This window comes from Exiguobacterium sp. (genome assembly GCF_020832205.1).
GTDB lineage: Bacteria > Bacillota > Bacilli > Exiguobacteriales > Exiguobacteriaceae > Exiguobacterium.
The window spans coordinates 1-21,202 of the sequence record NZ_JAFIFD010000014.1 but is presented as its reverse complement, the minus strand read 5'-3'; the positions used below and the strand labels follow the sequence as shown (position 1 = coordinate 21,202).

The 21,202-nt window shown below is 53.1% G+C and carries 25 protein-coding genes; 17 read left to right on the top strand and 8 right to left on the bottom strand.

The window, feature by feature from the left end; genetic code table 11:
• Nucleotides 1–306 (top strand): nucleoside triphosphate pyrophosphohydrolase family protein (locus JJU47_RS03255; RefSeq protein WP_483298116.1); only part of this gene is annotated, 306 nt, incomplete at its 5' end.
• A 29-nt stretch (nucleotides 307–335) separates the two neighbouring features.
• On the opposite strand, the gene JJU47_RS03250 is transcribed toward JJU47_RS03255, so the two are convergent.
• On the bottom strand, nucleotides 336–1,607 hold the full coding sequence (locus tag JJU47_RS03250; protein WP_228616158.1) for a BaiN/RdsA family NAD(P)/FAD-dependent oxidoreductase: 1,272 nt from the start codon (nucleotides 1,605–1,607) through the stop codon (nucleotides 336–338).
• Nucleotides 1,608–1,738: 131 nt separating this feature from the next.
• On the opposite strand from JJU47_RS03250, the gene JJU47_RS03245 reads away from it, so the two are divergent.
• Together JJU47_RS03245 and JJU47_RS03240 are read left to right on the top strand one after the other, a co-directional pair.
• The gene (locus tag JJU47_RS03245; protein WP_228616156.1) at nucleotides 1,739–3,436 is read left to right on the top strand and encodes a putative polysaccharide biosynthesis protein; all 1,698 of its coding nucleotides are present in this window, start codon (nucleotides 1,739–1,741) and stop codon (nucleotides 3,434–3,436) included.
• On the top strand, nucleotides 3,436–4,146 hold the full coding sequence (locus tag JJU47_RS03240; protein ID WP_228616153.1) for a pseudouridine synthase: 711 nt from the start codon (nucleotides 3,436–3,438) through the stop codon (nucleotides 4,144–4,146). The genes JJU47_RS03245 and JJU47_RS03240 overlap by 1 nt, the downstream gene beginning before the upstream one ends.
• Nucleotides 4,147–4,232: 86 nt before the next feature.
• Here JJU47_RS03240 and JJU47_RS03235 read toward each other — a convergent pair whose 3' ends face one another.
• Complete coding sequence (locus JJU47_RS03235) at nucleotides 4,233–4,454, bottom strand: DeoR family transcriptional regulator (RefSeq protein ID WP_081637897.1); 222 nt, start codon at nucleotides 4,452–4,454, stop codon at nucleotides 4,233–4,235.
• 307 nt (nucleotides 4,455–4,761) lie between these two features.
• On the opposite strand from JJU47_RS03235, the gene pepV reads away from it, so the two are divergent.
• The 6 genes from pepV to JJU47_RS03205 are packed head-to-tail and all read left to right on the top strand — an operon-like array spanning nucleotide 4,762 to nucleotide 11,778.
• On the top strand, nucleotides 4,762–6,147 hold the full coding sequence (gene pepV, locus JJU47_RS03230) for a dipeptidase PepV (RefSeq protein ID WP_228616151.1): 1,386 nt from the start codon (nucleotides 4,762–4,764) through the stop codon (nucleotides 6,145–6,147).
• Nucleotides 6,148–6,207: 60 nt separating this feature from the next.
• Complete coding sequence (locus JJU47_RS03225; RefSeq protein WP_228616149.1) at nucleotides 6,208–7,359, top strand: MFS transporter; 1,152 nt, start codon at nucleotides 6,208–6,210, stop codon at nucleotides 7,357–7,359.
• Between the two features lie 5 nt (nucleotides 7,360–7,364).
• Entirely contained in the window at nucleotides 7,365–7,940 is a 576-nt protein-coding gene (gene thpR / locus JJU47_RS03220) for an RNA 2',3'-cyclic phosphodiesterase (RefSeq protein WP_228616147.1), read from the top strand.
• Nucleotides 7,910–8,749, top strand: a complete 840-nt coding sequence (locus JJU47_RS03215) for an NERD domain-containing protein (RefSeq protein WP_228616145.1) — start codon at nucleotides 7,910–7,912, stop codon at nucleotides 8,747–8,749. Before thpR ends, JJU47_RS03215 begins: the two co-directional genes overlap by 31 nt.
• A 21-nt stretch (nucleotides 8,750–8,770) precedes the next feature.
• Nucleotides 8,771–10,936 (top strand): type I pullulanase, encoded by a 2,166-nt coding sequence (gene pulA / locus JJU47_RS03210; RefSeq protein ID WP_228616143.1) that lies wholly within the window; start codon nucleotides 8,771–8,773, stop codon nucleotides 10,934–10,936.
• Nucleotides 10,937–10,986: 50 nt separating this feature from the next.
• Nucleotides 10,987–11,778, top strand: a complete 792-nt coding sequence (locus JJU47_RS03205; RefSeq protein WP_228616162.1) for a phosphotransferase family protein — start codon at nucleotides 10,987–10,989, stop codon at nucleotides 11,776–11,778.
• 44 nt (nucleotides 11,779–11,822) lie between these two features.
• Here the strand turns inward: JJU47_RS03205 and JJU47_RS14725 are convergent, their stop codons facing one another.
• Nucleotides 11,823–11,933, bottom strand: coding sequence for a cytochrome bd oxidase small subunit CydS (locus JJU47_RS14725; RefSeq protein ID WP_409632744.1), 111 nt, complete (start codon nucleotides 11,931–11,933; stop codon nucleotides 11,823–11,825).
• A gap of 135 nt (nucleotides 11,934–12,068) precedes the next feature.
• On the opposite strand from JJU47_RS14725, the gene trmB reads away from it, so the two are divergent.
• Both trmB and JJU47_RS03195 read left to right on the top strand, forming a co-directional pair.
• Nucleotides 12,069–12,716, top strand: a complete 648-nt coding sequence (gene trmB, locus JJU47_RS03200; protein ID WP_228616141.1) for a tRNA (guanosine(46)-N7)-methyltransferase TrmB — start codon at nucleotides 12,069–12,071, stop codon at nucleotides 12,714–12,716.
• A 105-nt stretch (nucleotides 12,717–12,821) separates the two neighbouring features.
• A complete protein-coding gene (locus tag JJU47_RS03195; protein ID WP_228616139.1) occupies nucleotides 12,822–13,331 on the top strand; it encodes a hypothetical protein in 510 nt (169 codons plus the stop codon).
• A gap of 24 nt (nucleotides 13,332–13,355) precedes the next feature.
• Here JJU47_RS03195 and dhaM read toward each other — a convergent pair whose 3' ends face one another.
• The 4 genes from dhaM to JJU47_RS03175 form a co-directional block, all read right to left on the bottom strand.
• Nucleotides 13,356–13,703, bottom strand: a complete 348-nt coding sequence (dhaM, locus tag JJU47_RS03190) for a dihydroxyacetone kinase phosphoryl donor subunit DhaM (protein ID WP_366511929.1) — start codon at nucleotides 13,701–13,703, stop codon at nucleotides 13,356–13,358.
• Between the two features lie 16 nt (nucleotides 13,704–13,719).
• Nucleotides 13,720–14,310 carry a dihydroxyacetone kinase subunit DhaL gene (gene dhaL / locus JJU47_RS03185; RefSeq protein WP_228616136.1) on the bottom strand — a complete coding sequence of 197 codons (591 nt, stop codon included), beginning with the start codon at nucleotides 14,308–14,310 and terminating at the stop codon, nucleotides 13,720–13,722.
• Nucleotides 14,311–14,329: 19 nt separating this feature from the next.
• The gene (gene dhaK, locus JJU47_RS03180; RefSeq protein ID WP_228616134.1) at nucleotides 14,330–15,307 is read right to left on the bottom strand and encodes a dihydroxyacetone kinase subunit DhaK; all 978 of its coding nucleotides are present in this window, start codon (nucleotides 15,305–15,307) and stop codon (nucleotides 14,330–14,332) included.
• 100 nt (nucleotides 15,308–15,407) lie between these two features.
• Entirely contained in the window at nucleotides 15,408–15,710 is a 303-nt protein-coding gene (locus JJU47_RS03175) for a PepSY domain-containing protein (RefSeq protein ID WP_024371334.1), read from the bottom strand.
• A 135-nt stretch (nucleotides 15,711–15,845) separates the two neighbouring features.
• On the opposite strand from JJU47_RS03175, the gene JJU47_RS03170 reads away from it, so the two are divergent.
• On the top strand, nucleotides 15,846–16,919 hold the full coding sequence (locus JJU47_RS03170; RefSeq protein WP_228616132.1) for a M42 family metallopeptidase: 1,074 nt from the start codon (nucleotides 15,846–15,848) through the stop codon (nucleotides 16,917–16,919).
• A 123-nt stretch (nucleotides 16,920–17,042) separates the two neighbouring features.
• A complete protein-coding gene (locus JJU47_RS03165) occupies nucleotides 17,043–18,059 on the top strand; it encodes a PTS sugar transporter subunit IIC (protein WP_228616130.1) in 1,017 nt (338 codons plus the stop codon).
• A 33-nt stretch (nucleotides 18,060–18,092) separates the two neighbouring features.
• Here the strand turns inward: JJU47_RS03165 and JJU47_RS03160 are convergent, their stop codons facing one another.
• Nucleotides 18,093–18,425, bottom strand: a complete 333-nt coding sequence (locus JJU47_RS03160) for a hypothetical protein (RefSeq protein WP_228616128.1) — start codon at nucleotides 18,423–18,425, stop codon at nucleotides 18,093–18,095.
• A 114-nt stretch (nucleotides 18,426–18,539) separates the two neighbouring features.
• Here JJU47_RS03160 and JJU47_RS03155 point away from each other — a divergent pair, with 114 nt between their 5' ends.
• The 4 genes from JJU47_RS03155 to JJU47_RS03140 form a co-directional block, all read left to right on the top strand.
• On the top strand, nucleotides 18,540–18,851 hold the full coding sequence (locus JJU47_RS03155) for a thioredoxin family protein (RefSeq protein WP_228616126.1): 312 nt from the start codon (nucleotides 18,540–18,542) through the stop codon (nucleotides 18,849–18,851).
• 5 nt (nucleotides 18,852–18,856) lie between these two features.
• A complete protein-coding gene (locus tag JJU47_RS03150; protein WP_228616124.1) occupies nucleotides 18,857–19,648 on the top strand; it encodes a DUF1444 family protein in 792 nt (263 codons plus the stop codon).
• Between the two features lie 48 nt (nucleotides 19,649–19,696).
• Nucleotides 19,697–20,317, top strand: a complete 621-nt coding sequence (gene ytpR, locus JJU47_RS03145) for a YtpR family tRNA-binding protein (RefSeq protein ID WP_228616122.1) — start codon at nucleotides 19,697–19,699, stop codon at nucleotides 20,315–20,317.
• 53 nt (nucleotides 20,318–20,370) lie between these two features.
• The coding region (locus JJU47_RS03140; RefSeq protein WP_228616120.1) for a hypothetical protein at nucleotides 20,371–21,202 on the top strand (832 nt) is incomplete at its 3' end.

Here is a 21,202-nt window from a genome sequence, read left to right as displayed (position 1 = left end):
GTTTTTAAACCGGGGCTCAAACTGGCTAAAAACCACCCCCCCCCCCCAACCAAGGTCCACGGGCGGGGGGGAACGGCCCCCGCTTTCCCCCACGCCCTCTACTTTGTCATGGGAAGTTTCGTCGAACTCGGTCTCGACCCGGTCCCGTTGTTTGAAATCGTGCAACGGGCCAACATGGCGAAACTCGGTCCGGACGGGAAGCCGATTTTGCGTGAATCTGATAATAAAATCATGAAGCCTGAAGGGTGGATGCCGCCAGAGCCTGAACTCGAGGCCGAGGTGCTCCGTCAGATGGCCAAAAAATAAGAGCGTGTGGTCAATTTGACCACGCGCTCTTATTTCGTCCCGACGGCAGAAAATTGTGCCGCATGCGATCCGGCACAATGTCCGGTCGTGAAAGCGGCGGTGATGTTATAACCGCCGGTGTAACCATGGATGTCGAGCACTTCACCGGCAAAGAAGAGGCCGGGCGCTTTCTTCGACATCATCGTTTGCGGGGCGACTTCTTTCACGGAGACGCCGCCGCCTGTGACGAACGCCTTGTCAAAATCGAGCGTCCCGGTTGCGTGAAGTTCGAACGTCTTCAGACCGGTCGCGAAGTCGATGACCGACTGTTTTTTCAACTGGCTCGCGTCTTCTTCGCCAAATGAAAGGGAAGCGAGCAACAAGTCGAGCATTCGTTCCGGGATGAACCCTTTCCAGACGTTTTTGACGGCACGTTTTGGTTGGGCTTGGACTTGCTTCCATAATTCTTGGTACAGCTCGTCGCGCGTCATGTCCGGGAATAAGTCGAGAGAGAGCAGGACGATGCGCTCTTTGCTGCGCTTCCGTTCTTTGATCGTATACTGGCTGCAACGCAAGGCGATCGGACCGGAGACACCGAAGTGGGTGAATATCATGTCCCCTCGATGCGTCTTGATCGGTTTTCCTTTTTTGCCGTGAACGGTCAGAGCGACGTCTCGAAGCGACAGCCCTTGCAGCTCTTTTGTGCCAATGAAGGCGTCGTTCAACACGATCGGCACTTCGGTCGGGAACAGCTCGGTGATCGTGTGGCCGGCTTTCTCGGCCCACGGATAACCGTCACCGGTCGAGCCGGTATGGGGGACGGATTGACCGCCGACGGCCATGACACAGGCGTTCGCTTCGATGCGTTCCCCATCTTCGAGCTCGACGGCGATGAACTCGTTCGCTTCATTAAAATGGAGCGTCTTCACTTTGGCATTTTTTCGAATGTCGACACCGAGGTCGGTGATGGCGCGTAAGAGCGTATTGACGACGTCTTGTGCCTTATCGGTCACCGGGAACATCCGGCCGTTGTCTTCTTCTTTTAACGGAATGCCGAATCCAGTGAACAAGTCGATGATCGACTGATTGTCGAACTGGGCGAGGGCGCTGTAAAGGAAGCGACCGTTTCCGGGGATGAACTGGACGAGTTCGTCGACCGGTTTTCGGTTCGTCACGTTACAACGTCCGCCGCCTGAAATGGCGAGCTTGCGCCCGAGTTTTGTGCCTTTGTCGATGAGGAGCGTATTGGCGCCGGCTTTGGCGGCGGCGTAAGTCGCCATAAGGCCGCTCGGCCCTCCTCCGATGACGATGACGTCTTTCATGGTGGTGTACCTCGTTTCTATTGGTAAAATTATCGTAACTTTATTATCCGCAACAGTAAGAGTATAATGAGAAACAGTTGTTTTGTAAAACGAAGTCATTTTATGAAGAACCGAATAGATGGAGGTAACGCATGTCATCAAGCGTCAAACAAGATTCAGGAAGAGAGTCCTTCGTCAAAGGAACGCTCCTTTTATCCGCCGGGAATTTGATTTCCCGGATGCTCGGACTGTTGTATACGTTCCCGTTCCAAGCGATGGTCGGGATTGCCGGCGTCACGCTCTATCAGGCAGCGTATACGTATTACGCACTCATGATCGCCATCTCGACGGCGGGCATCCCGGTCGCCGTCTCGAAATTCATTGCTAAATACAATGCGCTCGGTGAGTATGGGACGAGTCAGCGCTTGTTCCGTCAAGGGATGAAGCTCATGCTCGTGACCGGTGTCGTCGCGTTTTTAGTATTGTTTTTTGCGGCCCCGTGGCTCTCTGAGCTCATGGTACGTAACTCAGACAACAACCAACAGTACGTCGACTCCCTGACACTCGTCACGCGAAGCGTCAGTTTCGCGCTCTTGCTCATCCCGGCGATGAGTATGGTCCGCGGTTATTTCCAAGGACATCAAGATATGGCTCCGACCGCGATTTCCCAGGTCATCGAACAAATCGTTCGCATCTTATTCTTGCTTAGCGGAACGATGCTCGTCTTGTTCGTCTTATCTGACTCGAACCTCGTCCGCCCACTCGCCGAAACACTCGGCGGGACCGGGGCGGTCGAGACGACCGAATTGAATGGGCTGAAAGTGCTCGCCGTCACGATTGCGACGTTCAGTGCGTTCATCGGTGCAATCGGAAGTTTCATCGTTCTCGCGATGTACTGGCGCAGACGAAAAGACATTCATCGCCAGACTGAAAATCCTGCCGGGACACCGGTCCGTTCGATGAAGTCGCTATTGCTCGAGCTGCTCAGCTACTCAATCCCGATCGTCATGGTCGGGCTGTCGACACCGCTCTATCAGTTCGTCGATCAATTGACGATGGTCAACACGCTCCTCAATTCCGGTAAGACGGTGTCCGAGGCGACGTCGGCGTTCGGTTTCTTGACCGGGAACGCCCATAAGATCGTCTTGATTCCAGTGTCGATCGCGGCCAGTGTGTCGATGGCGACGATCCCGCTCGTCACTCGGTCGTTCACACACGGCGACATGACAAAAGTTCGCGACCAAGTGAACCATATTTTCCAAGTGTCATTTTTCGTGACGATTCCGGCTGTCATCGGGCTCGTCGCTTTGTCGGAACCGCTTTTCGGGACGCTGTTCCCGCGCGACCGTGAAGGATGGGTCTATTTGCTTCACTATGCGCCGAGTGCCTTTTTCCTCGCTTACTACTCGGTGGCAGCGGCGATTTTGCAAGGGATCAACCGGCAGTACTTCACAATCTTCGCGACGGCGATGGGACTTCTCGCCAAAGTCGCCTTGAACGTGCCGTTCGTCTACATGCTCGGCGGAATCGGGGCCGGCTACGCGACGATTGCCGGGTATGTCGTCGCCATCATCCTCATGGTGTGGAAAATTCAACGAGCGCTTCACTTCCCATACAAACAGTTGTTGCGTCGGACGATGCTCATGTTTGCGATGGGAGCGGCGATGTTCATCGTCGTGTACGGTTCGTTGTTCGTCACGTTGAACGATGAACCGAGCTGGGGCAATGATATATGGGCGACGTTCGTCGGCTTCGGCCTCGGCCTCGTCGTCTACGGTTATCTCGGCTGGCGCAGCCACTTGGCAGGAAAGCTGTTAGGAAAACGATTCCAATATCGGAGGAAGAACTAATGCGGATTGATAAATTGTTAGCGAATATGGGTTACGGCTCACGGAAAGACGTCAAGATTTTACTGAAACAAGGGGTCGTCCGCATCGATGACGAACTCGTCAAAGACGCCAAACGGCAAGTCAATCTAGAGACGGAACGAGTGACCGTTCAAGGTGAAGTGGTCGAGTATCGTCCGTTCGTCTACTTGATGATGAACAAACCGAGCGGTGTCGTCAGTGCGACTGAAGACAAGGTCGAATCGACGGTGATCGAGTTGATCGATCCGTCGTATGCCCACTACGAGTTGTTCCCGGTCGGACGTCTTGATAAAGACACGACAGGGTTGTTGCTCTTGACGAATGACGGAGCGTTCAATCATGCGCTCATGTCACCGCGTAAGCACGTCGACAAAGTGTACATTGCCGAGGTCGATGGCGAGATGACGGTCGACGACGTCCGCCGTTTTGCCGAAGGCGTCGAGTTAGAGGACGGATATACGACGAAACCGGCCCGACTCGAAGTGCTTAGCCGGGACGGACGCCGCTCGACGATTCGTCTGACGTTGTCAGAAGGAAAGTATCATCAAGTGAAGCGGATGGTTGCAGCTGTCGGCAAGCACGTCGAACAACTCGAGCGCGTCCAAATCGGTCCGCTCGAACTCGACCGTGCGCTCGCCCCGGGAGAGTACCGGGAACTGACCGATTCGGAAGTGGACCAACTCATCACGTGAACAAAAGAGCCTATGGAGCGATATCCATAGGTTCTTTTTTGTGCAAAAAAAAGGATCCCGTTCACAGGATCCCTCGTAATTTTTATTCAGTTTGCCGTTTTAAGCGAACGTTTTGAAGATGTCCACGTGCCGCGGCTCGGGCTTTCAACAAGATTGTTGTATTCAAGTACGTTCAAATCACGCTGTACCGTGCGTGATGTGATCCCGAACTCTTCTACTAGTTCTGAAGTGGTAACGCATTCCCTCTCATTAATAAACAAATAAATCGACTTAATACGGGTTAGCATACGATCTGTTGAACCTTTCATTGGATGACCTCCCAATGCGTAGAATGATGAAAGACAAAACCTACGGACGACAAAATGAAATATGAAATTGGTATTTTCTAAAATTACACCTTTAGTATAACGCTCTGATGAATAATTGCAAGTGAAAAGCACGAACAATCGAATTGTAAAGTTGTTGTTATGAACGTAAATATCGAATGAAGAAATTGTAAAACGATTCTATTCAAGCTAAAAGACGAACGAAAAAATATTTTCGAAATGAATGTTCGTCTTTCTAACATTTGGATATACTAGTAAGGGAGAGTACATTCGTAAAGGGGAGATTAACATGAACTGGAGACAGGAAATCGATGCACGAAAAGAGGCGTTTCTGGACGATTTGAAAGGGTTGCTTCAAATCCCGAGCGTCCTCGACGAATCGAAGGTCGGGCCGAACGAGCCGTTCGGTCCTGAAGTGCGTCGCGCCCTCGACTACATGCTTGAGCTCGGTCAGCGCGATGGGTTCGCGACGAAAGATGTGAACGGTTATGCGGGTCATCTAGAATATGGCGCAGGCGAGGAACTCGTCGGGATTCTATGCCATTTGGATGTCGTACCGGCCGGTGAAGGGTGGACGTATGGGGCGTTCAATCCGACGATCGTTGATGGCAAGATCTACGCCCGCGGAAGTAACGACGACAAAGGCCCGACGCTCGCCGCCTATTACGGACTGAAAATCGTCAAAGAGCTCGGCTTACCGCTCTCAAAACGTGTCCGGCTCATTGCCGGCTGCGATGAGGAAAGCGAATGGCGCTGCGTCCGGGAATATTTCAAACAAGAAGAAATGCCAACGTACGGGTTTGCCCCGGATGCTGATTTCCCGATCATCAATGCCGAGAAAGGGCTGTATGACGGTGTGTTGAAGCAAGTACCGATTCAACGCGCCCCGGAAACGAAGTATCAGTTACGCTCGTTCATGAGTGGTGAGCGGCCGAACATGGTACCTGATTTTGCGACCGCCGTGTTAAAGACGGACGATGTCTTAGAAGAGAAGTTTGAAGCGTACTTAGAGAAGTATGAAGCGGACGGGACGTGTGTATACGACCGAGGCGAGTACACGTTCACGATGAAAGGGGTGGCGGCCCACGCGATGGAGCCCGACAATGGTGTGAATGCGGCATACGTGCTTGCCGGCTTCTTATTACCACTCTCGCTCGACATCCAAGGCGAGCGCTACATCGAGTTCATCCGTCACGTGTTCGCCGACTCGCGGGGCATCTCGCTCGGAATCGAGGCGAGTGATGAGACGGGTGATTTGACCGTCAACGGAGGCGTGTTCCGTTACAATGAGCAAGAACGGACGGCGACGATCAACATTCGCTACCCGTACACGGCTAAGTTCACGGAACGTTTGCAAAACTTGAAAGAAATCGCGTTGTCGTTCGGTTTCGAGTTAACGACACGTCATCATATGCCGCCGCATCACGTGGCAGAAGACCATCCGCTCGTGAAGACGTTGGCTGCCGTCTATGAGCGGCAGACGGGCGAATCGGCCAACTTGATGGCGATCGGTGGCGGGACGTACGCCCGTTCGCTCGAAGCTGGTGTCGCGTTCGGCGCCTTGTTCCCGGGCGCGAAAGACGTCGCGCACCAAGTCGATGAATATATGGAAATTGAAGATTTGTTACGGGCGGCCGCGATTTATGCGGAAGCCATCTATGAGCTCGCTAAATGAAAAGACTCAGAGAGCTGACTGAACTGGTCAGCTCTCTGTCTGTTAGGAAGGAAGTTTGTTGTGAACCAGCAAAAACGTTTATTTCAATCCATCTATGTCGCTATATTCTTCGCCCAAGGTGCACTGATCCCATATATGGCCTTGTTCTTCTCGCAGGCTCGGTTCGATTTGTCCCCGAGCGAGGTCGGGACGATCGTGGCCATTTTACCGATTCTCTCCATCGGGGTCCAACCGCTTTGGGGCATGCTCGCAGACCGGACCGGTCGTGTGCGGGCTTGGCTCGTGCTCGCGATGATCGGGGCGGCCGCATTGTCGATTACGTTCTTGTTTGCGACGGCTTACGTTTGGATCGTCCTATTGATGGTCGCCTGGTCGGTGTTCCAATGTGCCCACATCCCGCTCGTCGATATGATGACGCTCGACTATACGGCCCGTGCTAAAATTGATTACGGAGCCATTCGTCTGTACGGTTCGGCCGGATTTGCGATTGCCGTTTTTATGATGGGCCGAATCTCCGATACGGCGTGGGGGTTGTCGAGCACGTTTCTACTCAGCGCCATCGTGCTTCTGATCGGGAGCGTCGTGTTGAGACAAATCTCTGAAGTCGAGACCCCGCGCTCGACCGCGGTCGCGCCGTTCGCTTGGTCAGCCGTCTGGAACAAACAGTTCGTCGCGTTTCTCATCGGCGGGATGCTCGTCTTCGGCCCGATTTATGCGAACAACTATTACTTCGGGATATATGTGACGAGCATCGGCGGCTCGACGACGCTCATCGGAACGTTATTTTTAGTCGCCGTCCTTTGTGAGATCCCGTTCATGAAAGTTGCCCATCAAATCGTCTTTCGACTCGGGACAGTGAACGTGTTAGCAGGCGCCGCTTTCATTTCGGCGTTGCGCAACGGGTGGTTGGCGCTTGAACCGCCACTTTGGGTCGTCTGGTTGCTCGCAATCGTTCAAGGGCTCGTCGTCGGCTTGCTCATTCCTGTCGGCCTCCAGTTCGTTCGCAGCCTCGTCAGCAAGAACGTCACGTCGACGGCGATCGGTGTGTACATGGCGCTCACGTCGGGCTTGGCGACGGCTGGATTCAACCAGCTTAGCGGAATTATTATTGAATATAACAGCATCATCGGTGTATTTTGGATGTACACTGCGGTCAGCTTCGCAGGCGCGATTTTATTCTTGGGGCTGCGACGGTTCCAAAGGAAAGGGTGAGGCCGATGTCGACGCATTACTTTTTGGCGTTGCCGATCGAGTCCGTTGAATTTGAACGGATTCAACGAGAGGTATTGCCGTATTATTCGTATCACCGCATATATCGACCTGACGAATTTCACGTAACCCTTCAGTTTTTAGGCGCGTTGGACGATGACCAAGTTGAGGCGGTGCGAGAAATCACGAAACGCGTGACGGACAAGACGGCGCCGTTCACGTTGACGTTTCAACAGTTGGATCACTTCGGCCGTCCGGACCGTCCGCGTGTGCTGACGATTGTGCCGGAACCGGAGCCGGCGCTCATGACGTTTGTGAGTGAATTACGCGGGCAATTGTCTGAAGACATTCCGGCGCTCGACCGGAAGCCGTTCGTCCCGCATGTGACACTCGCCAAGAAATGGGACAGCGGGACAATCGTGCCTCACGTCGCTCCGGCGTTTACGATCAAAGAAATGATCGACGCCGTCGTGCTATATCGAATCAATCCGAGTCATAAACCTGCTTATGAGGCGATTGATGTATTCCCGCTAACGCGTTCAGAGGAGGACACATGGCGATCCCGATTAAAATTTTTGACGTAATCTCAAAATATGAACGAAACGTTTTAGACCAGTACAATCGTTACCAAGAATACGTGGAGTCGGACACGGCACGCCTGCAGCGTCTTCATGAGTTGAATCGTTTGAATCCGCCGGAAGTCATCGAGTTCGAGAACCCGTGGTGGAAGTTTTGGCGCCGCATGGAACGGATCGAGTTGGATCCGACGCCGCTGACCGATACGCAGTTTCAAGCGATGTTGACAGCAAGGCGCCGGATTCAAAAACTGCAATTCGCCTGTGAAGGAGCAACAGAAGCGGACGTCCCGATGTTGGCGTTTCTGCGCGAGTACGGGTATCGGCAAATGCTTTCGGAGTGGAACGACAAACACTTCTTCATGTATCGTCCTGTCGTCCATTGGAACGGGGCGACCGTGGAACTGAGTCATCTGATCATCGGTCCGTCCCACATTTATATGGTGGAATGGCTTGACGGTGACCGGAGCATTTACCACATCTCAAAAGAGAAGACGTGGATTCATCAACCGCTCAAAGGGGAAAATAACCGTGTAGTCAATCCGCTTATCGCATTGACGCGCACAGAAGAGATCGTTCGTCAGTTTCTTCCGTCCTATGACGGGGTTTTCCAAAAAGTTACGGTGGCCCCGAACGGCTATTTCGATCACGTCCCTACGTCCAGCACGACCCAGTTCGTTTCCCGGTCAGATTATGCCCAGTGGATGAAACAAGTGAACGGGCGGGCGCCGATCGTCAAAGCCCAACAAATTCGAGATGTGGCGACACTACTAGATCAGACAGCACAGATGCCGTTTCGACAATTTTTGGACCAGTAGGTAGGAGAGGATGGAACACGTATGTATCACACACCAGACCAGCAAACGACAACGCATGCGACAATCGAACGGGCCTCGCTTTTGTCGTTCGAACTGATCCGGCTGGAAGTCGTCCCTGAATATGTTGCCATTCCCGTTCAAATCGAGCAGAACGGCCGCCCGATCGAGTATGCGGTCGTCCAGGAGAGATGGACGGAAACAGGAATGATTGAACGTGACTTGAAATTGATGCGGCCCGTCTCGCTAGAAACCGTCTACACGGTCTTTCATCCAGGCCATAAAACGATCGTCGTCGTTCCGAGAGAAATCGTTCAGACCGAAGAGTTCGAGCGTCGATACGCCTATGATGGACCGCTCGGCCTCGTCTTTGGGGCGACCGACATCGAGGCGTTCGTCTGGTCGCCGGTCGCCTTCTCGATTTGGGTGACGGTGCATGATGAGACGACAAATCGTGAAATCGAGCGCTTCCGTATGACGAGGCAAGCTCGCGGGGTCTGGCACGCCGAAATTCCCCGGCTGTACGAAGGATTGCTCTATCGTCTTCACGTCAAAACGCCGGTTGAAACGAACGACGTCGTCGACCCTTACGCGAAAGCCGTCAGTGTGAATGGCGAATTTGGCGTATTGGTCGATGTCGAAACGCATATCGCCCAAAACGTCGAGACAGTCGAACGGCCCCCGTTAAGGAAAGCGACCGATGCCGTCATCTATGAACTCCATATCCGGGATTTCACGAGCCATCCGTCATCGACGAGCTGGTTGAAAGGGTTATACGGAAGCGTCGCTGAGACAGGGGTTTCCACGAACGCCGGCCACAGTGCGGGCCTTGACTATATAAAAGAACTTGGCATCACGCACGTACAGCTGTTACCGGTACATGACTTCGGCAGTGTCGATGAATTGACGCGCATGCCGTACAACTGGGGATACGACCCGGTCCATTGGTTCGCCCTCGAGGGAAGTTACGCCTCGGACCCGAGCGCGCCGCTCGCCCGGGTGTCGGAATACGCCAAGCTCGTCTCTGATTTGCATCGGTCCGGGCTCCGGGTCGTCGTCGACGTCGTCATGAACCACGTCTACGTCCGGGAGCAATCGTCCCTCGAGGCTCTCGTCCCGTACTATTATTTCCGTTATGAACATGACGGGACGGTCGCGAACGGGACCGGTGTCGGGAATGACACCGCCTCCGAACGCTATATGATGCGCCGCATGATCGTCGATTGCGTCACGTATTTCGCAGCTACTTACAACGTGGACGGTTTCCGGTTTGACTTGATGGGCATCCACGACGTCGAGACGATGAACCAAGTCCGGGCAGCACTCGATAAAATTGACCGGTCGATCCTCATCTACGGGGAAGGATGGGATTTGGCGACACCGCTAAGCCCGTCTGTGAAAGCCACGTCCCACAATGCGGCCCACATGCCAAGAATCGGTCATTTCAACGACATGATGCGCGACGCGCTCAAAGGATCGACGTTCAATGACCGAGAGCAAGGGTTCGTCTCTGGGAACGAATGGCGCGAATGGGAGTTGCGGGAATGTCTCACCGGCGCGGTCCAAATCCCGAACGTGACGGTCGGTCGTTTCCCGAGTCCTCAATACACGATCAATTACGTCGAGGCACATGACAACTACACGACGTACGACAAGCTTCAGCTCGCCTGTGAAGAGGCGGATGAGGCGACCCGGCTGCGCATGCAACGTTTTGCGACGGCCGTCGTCATCACGTCACAAGGCGTCCCGTTTTTACATGCCGGCCAAGAGTTCGGACGGACGAAACAAGGGGTCGAAAATAGTTACAACGCCCCGGACCGAATCAACCACTTTGACTGGGATTTGCGCGATGAACGGCTCGATGAGGTCGAGTATGTAAAGACGCTGCTTAAATTACGGCGTCGTCATACATGTTTCCGGTACGACACCCGGCAAAAAGTCATGGAACAGTTCAAGTTTCTCCCGTCTCCACCCGGCGTCATCGCCTATGAAGTGACGGCGAGCCACTCCTACGATGCTTGGCAACGGGTGCGTGTCTATTTGAACGGAACGCATGGTGACGTCACGTTCCATGCCGACGGGGAATGGAACGTCTACGTGCAAGGGGAGCGGGCGAGCCTCACACCGATTGCCCGCCATCCGGATGAGATTCAAGTCGAGTCGTTGTCAATGACGATTATCGCGTGTTAATATGGTGATTGTATCTTTTTAATTTCTTATGAGATTTGAGCGTGATGAATATGTATTCAGATATAATCGGTGCGCTCGGCGAGGAGTGGACGGTTGCCTCGGCAGGTGGAATCACAGGCGAGGCATATGTGGCGACGACGCGCCAACAGAAAATTTTCGTCAAGCGGAACTCGTCTCCGTTTTTAGCGATTTTATCCGCCGAAGGCATCGTCCCGAAATTGTTATGGACGAAGCGGATGTTCAACGGTGATGTCCTAAGCGCTCAACAGTTCATCGAAGGTCGAGAGTTGTCCCCGGACGACATGAACCGACCCGATGTGGCTGCCCAGCTTGGGAAAATTCATCATTCGAAAGAGCTATTGTTCATGTTACAACAATTGCATCATGCACCGGTGACGTCCGAACTGTTGCTTCGGCAATGTGCCGCTTACGGACAAGACGAGTCGAACGAGACGATTGACGAGGCGGTTCAATGGCTGATGAGTCACCGCCCGGTCGATGACGAGCACGAACTCGTCGTCTGCCACTCGGACTTGAACCATAATAATTGGATTGAAGACGAGTCCGGTCAATTGTATTTAACGGACTGGGATGACGCCATCATCGCGGACCGCGCGTTTGATTTGGCGATGGTGCTTTACAGTTATGTCGATGAAACGGATTGGGAAGAATGGTTCCGGCAATACGGGGTCACGTTGACCCAGACGTTGCGCGACCGAATGCACTGGTACGCCATCGCCCAGACGGTGCTCACGATTTATGGCGAGCAGAGTGAGATGGAGCGTCAAGAAGGGCTTGCCGTCTTGCAAGAACTTCTCGACGAAGCGGACGAATGGAAATAGAAAAAAGGGATGGCCCAAGATTGGGTCATCCCTTTCAATATGCTTTATACATCATCAGGTTTCATAAAGAACGCCCATACGAACGTCGCGATGACAGCGGTGAAAAAAGTCAACGGGGCCGCATAAAAAATTAAGAATTGGTCCAACGTGCTCATCGATCTAACCTCCTACGAAGGATGATATACGTTCATTAAACAATGATTTCGTGTATAATCGCAAGGGGACTGCTCGCTTGAAGCGGCACAGTCAGAACAACTTTGAACATTTCATGAACGAAAGGTAGGATTTTCATGCGATTACGCCACAAACCTTGGGCGAAAGACTATATGCAAGCTCAAGAACACGTCTTCATCACCGATCCAGCGTCGTTGAAAGGGAACTGGGCAACCGAGTTCGGCAACGACCACCCGCTCTTTATCGAGGTCGGGTCAGGGAAAGGGCAATTTATCTTAGGGATGGCCAAACAACATCCCGACGTCAATTTTATCGCAATCGAGCTATTCGAGAGCGTCGCCGTCTCGATCGTCCAAAAGCTTGTCGACACACCGATGCCGAACGTACGGGTATTGACGGTCGACGCGAAACAACTCGTCGAGTACTTCGATGCCGGAGAAGTCGACCGCGTCTACTTGAACTTCTCGGACCCGTGGCCGAAGACGCGTCACGCGAAGCGCCGGTTGACGTATAAGACGTTCCTTGCGACGTACGAGGCGGTCTTGCCACGCGGTGGCGAAATCCACTTCAAAACGGATAACCGCGGCTTGTTCGAATACTCGCTCGAAAGTATGAGCCAGTACGGCATGTACTTCACAGACATTTCACTCGATCTTCACGTAAACGAGCCGGCAGACAACGTCCGGACCGAGTACGAAGAGCGCTTCAGCGCAATGGGACAGCCGATTTATCGGATGGAGGCCGCGTTCCGCCCGAAAATTTGACACGCTTTTTTCTTATTTTAATAGCATTTTCTTCACACTTTTTTCTTTCTTCTTGGTACAATAGGAATGACGCTAAATTGGAATTAGAGAAGGGGGAACATGGGGATGTTGAAAAAAGCATGGGCAAGCCTGCTTGCAGTAATCTTCATTCTAACAATCGCACCACTTAATACCTCGGCTAACGAGGCGTTCTTGGACGCCCTAGAAGAGGACTTGAAGGCAACGCATTATGACTACAAAGAAGGAACGGCGGAAATCATCAAGCAAGAGACGCTCACTCATTCGAACGGTAATGAGATCATTGCAGCGGTCGTCGAGCTCGACACGATCCGTGACGGCATCTTCATCACGCGTAAAACAGAGTTCCATTACTTTGATGCGACCGACAACAAGATTTTAGCGACGGCCGACCTCGGCGAAGTCGAAGGTGCTCCTGAGTTTGCAGATGCGAACATCGACATGCTCGGACAAAAAGTCGTCTACTGGTTGCCAGTCTTGATCATGTTACTCTTGATTGCGGTGCCAGCACTCATCTTGTTCTTCGTCGTACCACGTTTCTACTCGACGACGGAATACATGAACCCGGTTTACGAAAAAAATGATCATCCACGCTAAAAAAAGAGCCGATTGGCTCTTTTTTTATGTCTCATGTTTCAATTGTTCCATAATTTGCTCGAGGTTCATCCCGTTTCCTGCGGAGACGGCGGCGACGAAGGCGCTCTCGACGATTGGCCCGTCATAAAATTGGACGTCTTTGTCACCTTCATATAAGTCGAGGGCGAGCTCGGCGTTCATCGTCGCCGAACCGATGTCGGACAAGATGAGCGCGGCTTCGTCCACTTGCTCGACGACTTCGAGAATGCGGTTGACGTCCGTCCCGATCGTCCCATCCTCAAGACCACCGGCCAGATGAATCGGCACGGCCGGGGCCATTTCTTTTAACAAGTCTTGAATCCCTTCGGCGATTTTCGCACTATGGGAGACGATAATGAGCTCGACGATGTTAACCGACCTCCTTCATGATGGCTTTCAACACGATGGCGCTTGACATCGCTCCAGGATCGATCGTGCCGCGGGAGTTGTCACCGAAGTAAGAGGCGCGTCCTTTCGTCGCTTTCATGTCTTCCGTATCTTGGACGAGTTGGTCAAGTTTCGCGGCGTAATCGTCCGCATCGTTCAATTCGTTCAAGAACGGCTCCCATACATCGACCATCGTTTTTTGGCCGACTTCCGACTTTCCACGTGCCTTGATGGCGGCCGCGCCTTCTTCGAGGGCGGACTTGACGAGCGTGAAATCGGCTTCCTTGGCCTCACCGAACGCCGTCGCCGCTTTGACGAACGCAGAGCCGTAGAGCGGACCGGCCGCTCCGCCGACTTTCGCCATGAGCGTCATCCCGACTTTCTTGCTTAAAGCGCCGAGTGAATCGTAGTCGTCATCGAGTACGGAAGCGACCGCCTCGAACCCGCGTGACATGTTGATTCCGTGATCGCCGTCACCGATTGCTCGGTCTAGGTCGGTCAGTGTATCTTTGTTCGCCTCGATTTCTGATTGGGCGTTCCGTAGCGCTTCTTTCAATCCGTCTATCGTTAGCATGCGATCAACACCTCATTTATCAAATTTTAAAGCCGTGGGCCGCTGAAGGCGCATCGAGATAATTCGTGATTTCATCATCGAGCGGTAATAGCGTGATGGAGAAGCCGTGCATCTCGAGCGAGGTCATGTAGTTCCCGACATATTTCCGCTTCAACGTATAGCCGGCCGCCTCCAATTTTTTAGCGACGAAGTGATACGTCACATACAGCTCAGACAGCGGAGTACCGCCCATCCCGTTGACCATGACGGCGACTTCACCAGGCTCGACTTCCTTCTTCAAGTGATCGAGGAGGTCGTCTACGATTGAGTCGACGCCCGTCGTCGGCTTCCGCTCGACCCCGCGTTCGCCGTGAATCCCGATTCCGATTTCCATCTCTTCTTCGTTCAAGTCGAAGCCTGGTTTTCCGCTCACTGGCATGTAGCACGGTTCGACGGCCATCCCCATAGAGCGGACGTTTGCTGCGACTTTTTCGGCGACGGCTTTGACTTCTTCGAGCGATTTGCCGCTCGCTGCTGCCGCGCCTGCGGCTTTATGAACGAATACTGTCCCTGCGACGCCGCGGCGGTCGTCTTTGTTCGAAATGGCGACGTCATCTGCAACGACGACGTGATCGACTTTGATCCCTTCGGCGTCGGCGAGTTCGGCCGCGAGTTCGAAGTTCATGACGTCGCCTGCGTAGTTTTTCACGACGAGGAGGACCCCGTTCCCACCATCCGCTGCTTTGATGCCTTCAAGCACCATGTCTGGCGTTGGGGACGTGAACACTTCACCGCAGACGGCGGCGTCGAGCATCCCATCGCCAACATAACCGGCATGAGCGGGTTCGTGACCGCTGCCCCCACCAGAGACGAGACCGACTTTTCCGGATTTCGCGCCATCTGCTCGACAGATGACGTTTACCCCTTCAACACGACCGTACACGTCAGGATGAGCGTGGACCATCCCTTCGACCATTTGCGATACAAGCTCATTTGCCTCACCGATCAGTTTTTTCACGTGAGATCACTCCTTTTCGAATTTAAAAAGTACCAATTACATTTTTCCACTCTTTTCCCCAGATTAAACAAAAAAACCGGCGATTCCTCGCCGGTTTCGGTCATGCATATTCGAGTAAAGCGCCTGTCTCTGAGTCGACGGTGAATTGGTACGTCTTCTCTTCGTCGTTCTCAAGTACAGAAATGCCGCCTTTGAAGACATCATATTCGCGGCCGTCGTAAGTATAAACCTCAGGAGATGCCGAGATCCATGCTCCTTGGACGTGACCTTTGGCTGAAAATGCGCGTTTCGTATATTCGAGCGCATCCTCGGCCGATAAGCTTCGTTCATCTAATACTTTTTTCGTCATAAGTGCGGCAACGACAGCGACCCCGATTCCAACTAACCAATACCTTTTCTTCATATGACTACCTCCCCTTGAACTGTGGCTATCATGTACATCGTACCAAAACCTGTACCCCATTGGAATGAAAAGCATTCGCTTCTAGCGAAAAGTTCTGTATATAATGGTTGCACAACGGTTGAAAGGATGAGACAGATGGAACAAAAAACGAGAGATTTATTCAAGACGCTGACCGAACTACCAGGGGCCCCAGGTTTTGAGTCGGAAGTGCGCAGTTTTGTGCGAGACCGCATCACGCCGCACGTCGATGAAATCATGACGGACGGTATCGGCTCGATTTTCGGGAAACGGGTCGGAGATGAGTCCGGACCGCGGATCATGGTCGCCGGCCATATGGATGAAGTCGCGTTCATGGTGACAAGGATCACAGACAACGGCATGCTTTACATACAACCACTCGGCGGCTGGTGGAACCAAGTGCTCATGGCCCAACGATTTGACATTGTGACAGCGGAAGGGAAAATCCCTGGCGTCGTCGCCTCGACACCGCCGCACTTGCTCGGACCGGACGCGATGAACAAACCGATGGAAATCAAACAGATGTTCATCGACATCGGGGCCGACTCGAAAGAAGAGGCCGAGTCTTGGGGCGTTCGTCCGGGTCTTCCGGCCATTCCGTCAAGCGAGTTCACACCGCTCCATCATCCGAAAAAGATCATGGCAAAAGCGTGGGACAACCGCTACGGTGTCGGTCTTGCTGTCGAACTTTTAGAAGAAACGACGAAAGCGGATCATCCGAACATCTTGTTCTCGGGTGCGACCGTACAAGAAGAAGTCGGGCTTCGCGGCGCCCAGACGGCTGCCGAGATGATTCAACCGGACGTCGCTCTCGTGCTCGATGCGTCGCCGGCGAACGATGCGTCCGGAAACAAGACCGAGTTCGGGCAACTTGGGGAAGGGGCGCTCATCCGGATCCTCGACCGTGTGATGGTCATGTCACCTGAGATGCGTGACTTCCTGCTCGATACGGCATCAGATGAAAACATTAAAACACAATACTTCGTCTCACCGGGCGGTACGGACGCCGGACGGATCCACTTGAGCGGTCAAGGTGTCCCGACAGCCGTCATCGGCGTGGCGGCCCGCTACATCCACACGCACGCCTCGATTCTCCATACGGACGATTACGATGCGGCGAAAGCGCTCTTGAAGGCACTCGTCAAACGGCTCGATCGCTCGACGATGGAGACGTTGCGCGCGTCCCGTTGACTCAAAAACGTCACTGTACAAGTGGCGTTTTTTTTATTGCTATTTGCTCGAAAATGCTTATACTAAAAAACGTGTGAAGACATGAACTTTACGCCTGACAAGACAATGAAAAGAGGAAGTTCCATGCTCAAGAGAAAAGGCATCACGTTAAGCCCGTCCTTGTATTTTGTGACGGCGCTCAGTTATATGGCGCTCGGTTTGTTCAGCACGCTGATTATCGGGCTGATCATGAAGACGATTGGCGGACAGTTGGAGGAAGCGGCGATCGGCAATTTCGGTACGACGCTCATCGCCATTGGCGACGTCGCCATCGGTTTGACCGGTCCGGCGATCGGCATCGCGATCGCCTATGCCCTGCAGGCCCCGCCGCTCATCTTGTTCTCGGCGCTCGTCGTCGGGTCGTTCGGCTATGAGTTCGGCCCGGCCGGCAGTTATGTGGCAACGTTGCTCGCCGTCGAAGTGGCAAAACTCGTCTCCAAGTCGACGAAGCTTGATATTCTCGTCACCCCGTTTACGACGATCGCGGTCGGTTACGTGAGTGCGACGTATATTGGAAAGTATGTCGGCCTGTTCATGACCCAACTCGGGACGTGGATCGAATGGGGGACCGAGCAACAACCGCTCTTCATGGGCGTCGTCGTGGCGACCCTCATGGGGCTCGCGTTGACGGCACCGATATCGAGTGCGGCCATCGCTCTAATGCTCGGGCTGAGCGGTGTCGCCGCCGGCGCTGCGACGGTCGGCTGTGCGGCGCAGATGATCGGTTTCGCTGTCACGAGTTACCGGGACAATGGAATCGGCGGGGCGATCGCCCAAGGAATCGGGACGTCGATGCTTCAAGTCGGAAACGTCGTGAAAAACCCGTGGATCTTACTTCCGCCGACACTTGCCGGTGCCGTGTTGGCACCGATTGCCATCTTGCTGTTTGAACTAGAAAGCGTGGCGGCGGGAGCCGGGATGGGGACGAGCGGTCTCGTCGGCCCGATCGTCATGCTCGAGACGATGGGCTTCAGTTGGCATACAGTCATTGTCGTCTTTGGTTTTCTAATCATCGGACCGGCGATTCTAAGTTTTGCCGTCTATCAAGTGCTTGCCCGGATGAACCGGATTCGACCGAACGACATGAAAATCGAATACTAAACAAAAAAAGCGTCCAACGAGGACGCTTTTTGTTTACCATCCGAAAAACTGACGGACCGTTTCGACCGTCTCGCGCGGAACGCGGAAACTTGCCAAAAACAAAGTGAGGAGGACGACGTAAATCGGAATGAGAAACCGTTTACGCACGATCGGCAAGTAGCGGGCTGCTTTTTTCAACGCCTGTTCGACGACGTAAATGACGGCGAAACCGACGACGAGCCAAATTAAAATTTCTGAACGTGTTTTATCTGTATCAATAAATAAGTATCCATAGCGGAGAATGGCGAGCATGCCGATGACACCGACGAGTTGCTCGAGCGGATGCTTCATATCAGGATTCAATTGTTCCCGCGTCCATTTTGTCATGTCGTCACCTTTTTCTAATAGTCTTCGCTCTCGATTATAACAAAACGTGAGAGCGGAATGTGAGAACGGACATATGCTATCATGAATGGGGAAAAAAGAACAGGAGTGGTGAAAATGAAACAATTCAAAACGATGACGGAATATACAGAAGCTAAGCAAGGAAAAAGTATTTTCATGTTCTCAGCGACGTGGTGCGGTGATTGCCGTTTTCTGGACCCGTTCATGCCTGAGATTGAAACGAAATTCTCAGATTGGACGTTTTACTACGTCGATCGGGATGAGTGGATCGAGCTTGCCCAAGAATTAGATATTTTTGGGATTCCGAGCTTTGTCGCTTTTAACGAGGGGCAAGAAGTCGGCCGTTACGTCGGCCGTGAGCGTAAGACGCCTGAGCAAGTCGAAGCGTTCGTCAACGGGCTAGGGTGAGCGGAATGGAACGCAATGAATTGAGACGTCATATAGAACGTCGCTTTACGGACGGTTACCGGACTTCTTATGATCGTGAAAACGAGGTCCTTCGCATCGAACGGACGAACGACCGGTTCGGTGTCAACATCCGTTTGGCCCCGCTCGTCGCTAAAACGAAAGTGCGCGGAGAGGTCGCCGTCGAAGAAGTGGTCGAATATATTCAAACCGCTCTCGCTGCGGACGATACGGTCACGCTTGCCGGAAACGAAGCGAACGTATACCCGGTCATCCGGGCCGCCTCGTTTGCGAAAGAAACGAAGCGCGGACAAGCGCTCGTCACGACGCCGCATACGGCCGAGACCGCTATCTTTTATGCGCTCGACCTTGGTAACGGCTACCGGTTGATCGAAGAGCGTCATTTAGGAGAGATGAGCCAATCCCACGTGGAGGCGCTCGCTTTAGAGAACATCAAAACGTTGCCGACCGACATGAAGACGGATACGGTCGCTGGCAATACGTTTTACTTTCTGTCGGCGCGTGACGGCTACGAGGCGTCGCGTATCTTGAATGAAGACTTCTTACGGGTCATGGAGCGTCGGATCGAAGGGGATATGCTCGTCGGTGTCCCGCACCAAGACGTCTTGGTCATCGCCGACATCCGAAACGATGAAGGATACGACGCGATGCAACAGCTCATGTTCGACTTTTTCACGAACGGACGCATCCCGGTGACGGCGCTCGCTTTCCACTATGAAGCCGGCGGACTGGAACCAATTTTTATTGTTGGAAAAAAGAACCCACCAACAGACGCATAATCTGCTAAACTATGTGTGTCTAGTTTGAAAGAAGGGGCGTATTTACGTATGCAAATCAATGCTTTTTATAACCGTGAAGGAATCGGCGACGTTCTCATGGTGTTGTTAAGAGAAGGAGATCGCCATCACCAAGTCGTTGAACGGAAAGACGACGTGGCCATCATCAAGTCGATGGATGGAAAAGTGAACGGCTACAACGTGTTCAACGCGAGTAATTATTTCAACGTCTCCGACTGGCACGGTCCAGTCGACTTGACAGCCGAACTCATCGAGACGCTCGGCGTCATCTTGCGTAAACAAAATATCGAGGCAGACTTGTCTGGCGTCGACTTCACACCGAAGTTTGTCGTCGGTTACGTCGAGTCGGCCGAAAAACATCCGGATGCTGACAAACTGTCAATCTGCCAAGTCGAGACCGACCAAGGGACGGTGCAAATCGTCTGTGGCGCACCGAACGTTGCGACCGGCCAAAAAGTCGTCGTCGCGAAACCTGGTGCGGTCATGCCGTCGGGATTGATCATTCGACCGTCTAAACTTCGAGGTGAAAGTTCGCAAGGAATGATTTGTTCGGCCCGTGAGTTGAACTTACCGGATGCTCCGCAAGAAAAAGGGATTTTGGTGTTAGATGACGAATATGAAGTAGGGAAAGCATTTGAAATCGGTCGCTAAACTCGACCGATTTTTTGCTAAATAGGATTGAGTGAAAAAGCGAGGAATCTAGTATGGATGCATATGAACGTTCATTGAAACAACAAGCTGATCGTATTCGACGTGAACTGTCCCAAGAAGGGAAGAAAGCTGCGCCTGTTCCAAAAATTGATCCACCTGACGAGTTCGTCCCGACGGATGTACCGTCACCGATTTACGGATACGCGCGCCCGAAACCGAAAATCAATTTACCGACCGAACACTCCCCTGAGACGAGAACTGACTTCACGAGCGATCCGCATGAGACCGTAACGGAGCGGGACGTGCCGTCAGCATCGACGTCTGAGCCTTTCGTCTCGGAGCGGTCTGCGGCCGTTGATAAGTTTGACCGGACGACTCTGTTTAACGATACGTTATCTCAAGAACGTGTCGTTCTAGAAGATTCAAAACCGGTCGAGGAACCGACTGTAGACGAAACAGAAGCGACACCCCCGATCGAGGCTGAGCCGGAACAGATGAGTGCTGAAGAGACGGTGCTCGAGTCGATCCACTCAGCAAAAGAAAGCCAAGCTGATCGTGTGGGAGCTGCAGAACCGGTGGCAATCGATGCGGAAGTGTCTGAAGTTATGGCACCGGAGTCAGTCGACGAAGCAGAAGCAAGCGAAGCTGTCGAAGCTATGGCACCGGAGTCGGTCGAAGCAGAAGAAGTAAGCGAAGCCGATCGTGTCGAAGCTGTCGAACCGGTGGCGATGGATGAGGAAGTGTCTGCAGAGACGGCACCGGAGTCTGTCGACGCAGTAGAAGCAAGCGAAGCGGATCGTGTCGAAGCTACGGAACCGGTGGGGATGGCTGCGGCTGTGGCTGAAGAGACGGTCGCGGTGTGGGGCGAAGCATTAGAAGCACGCG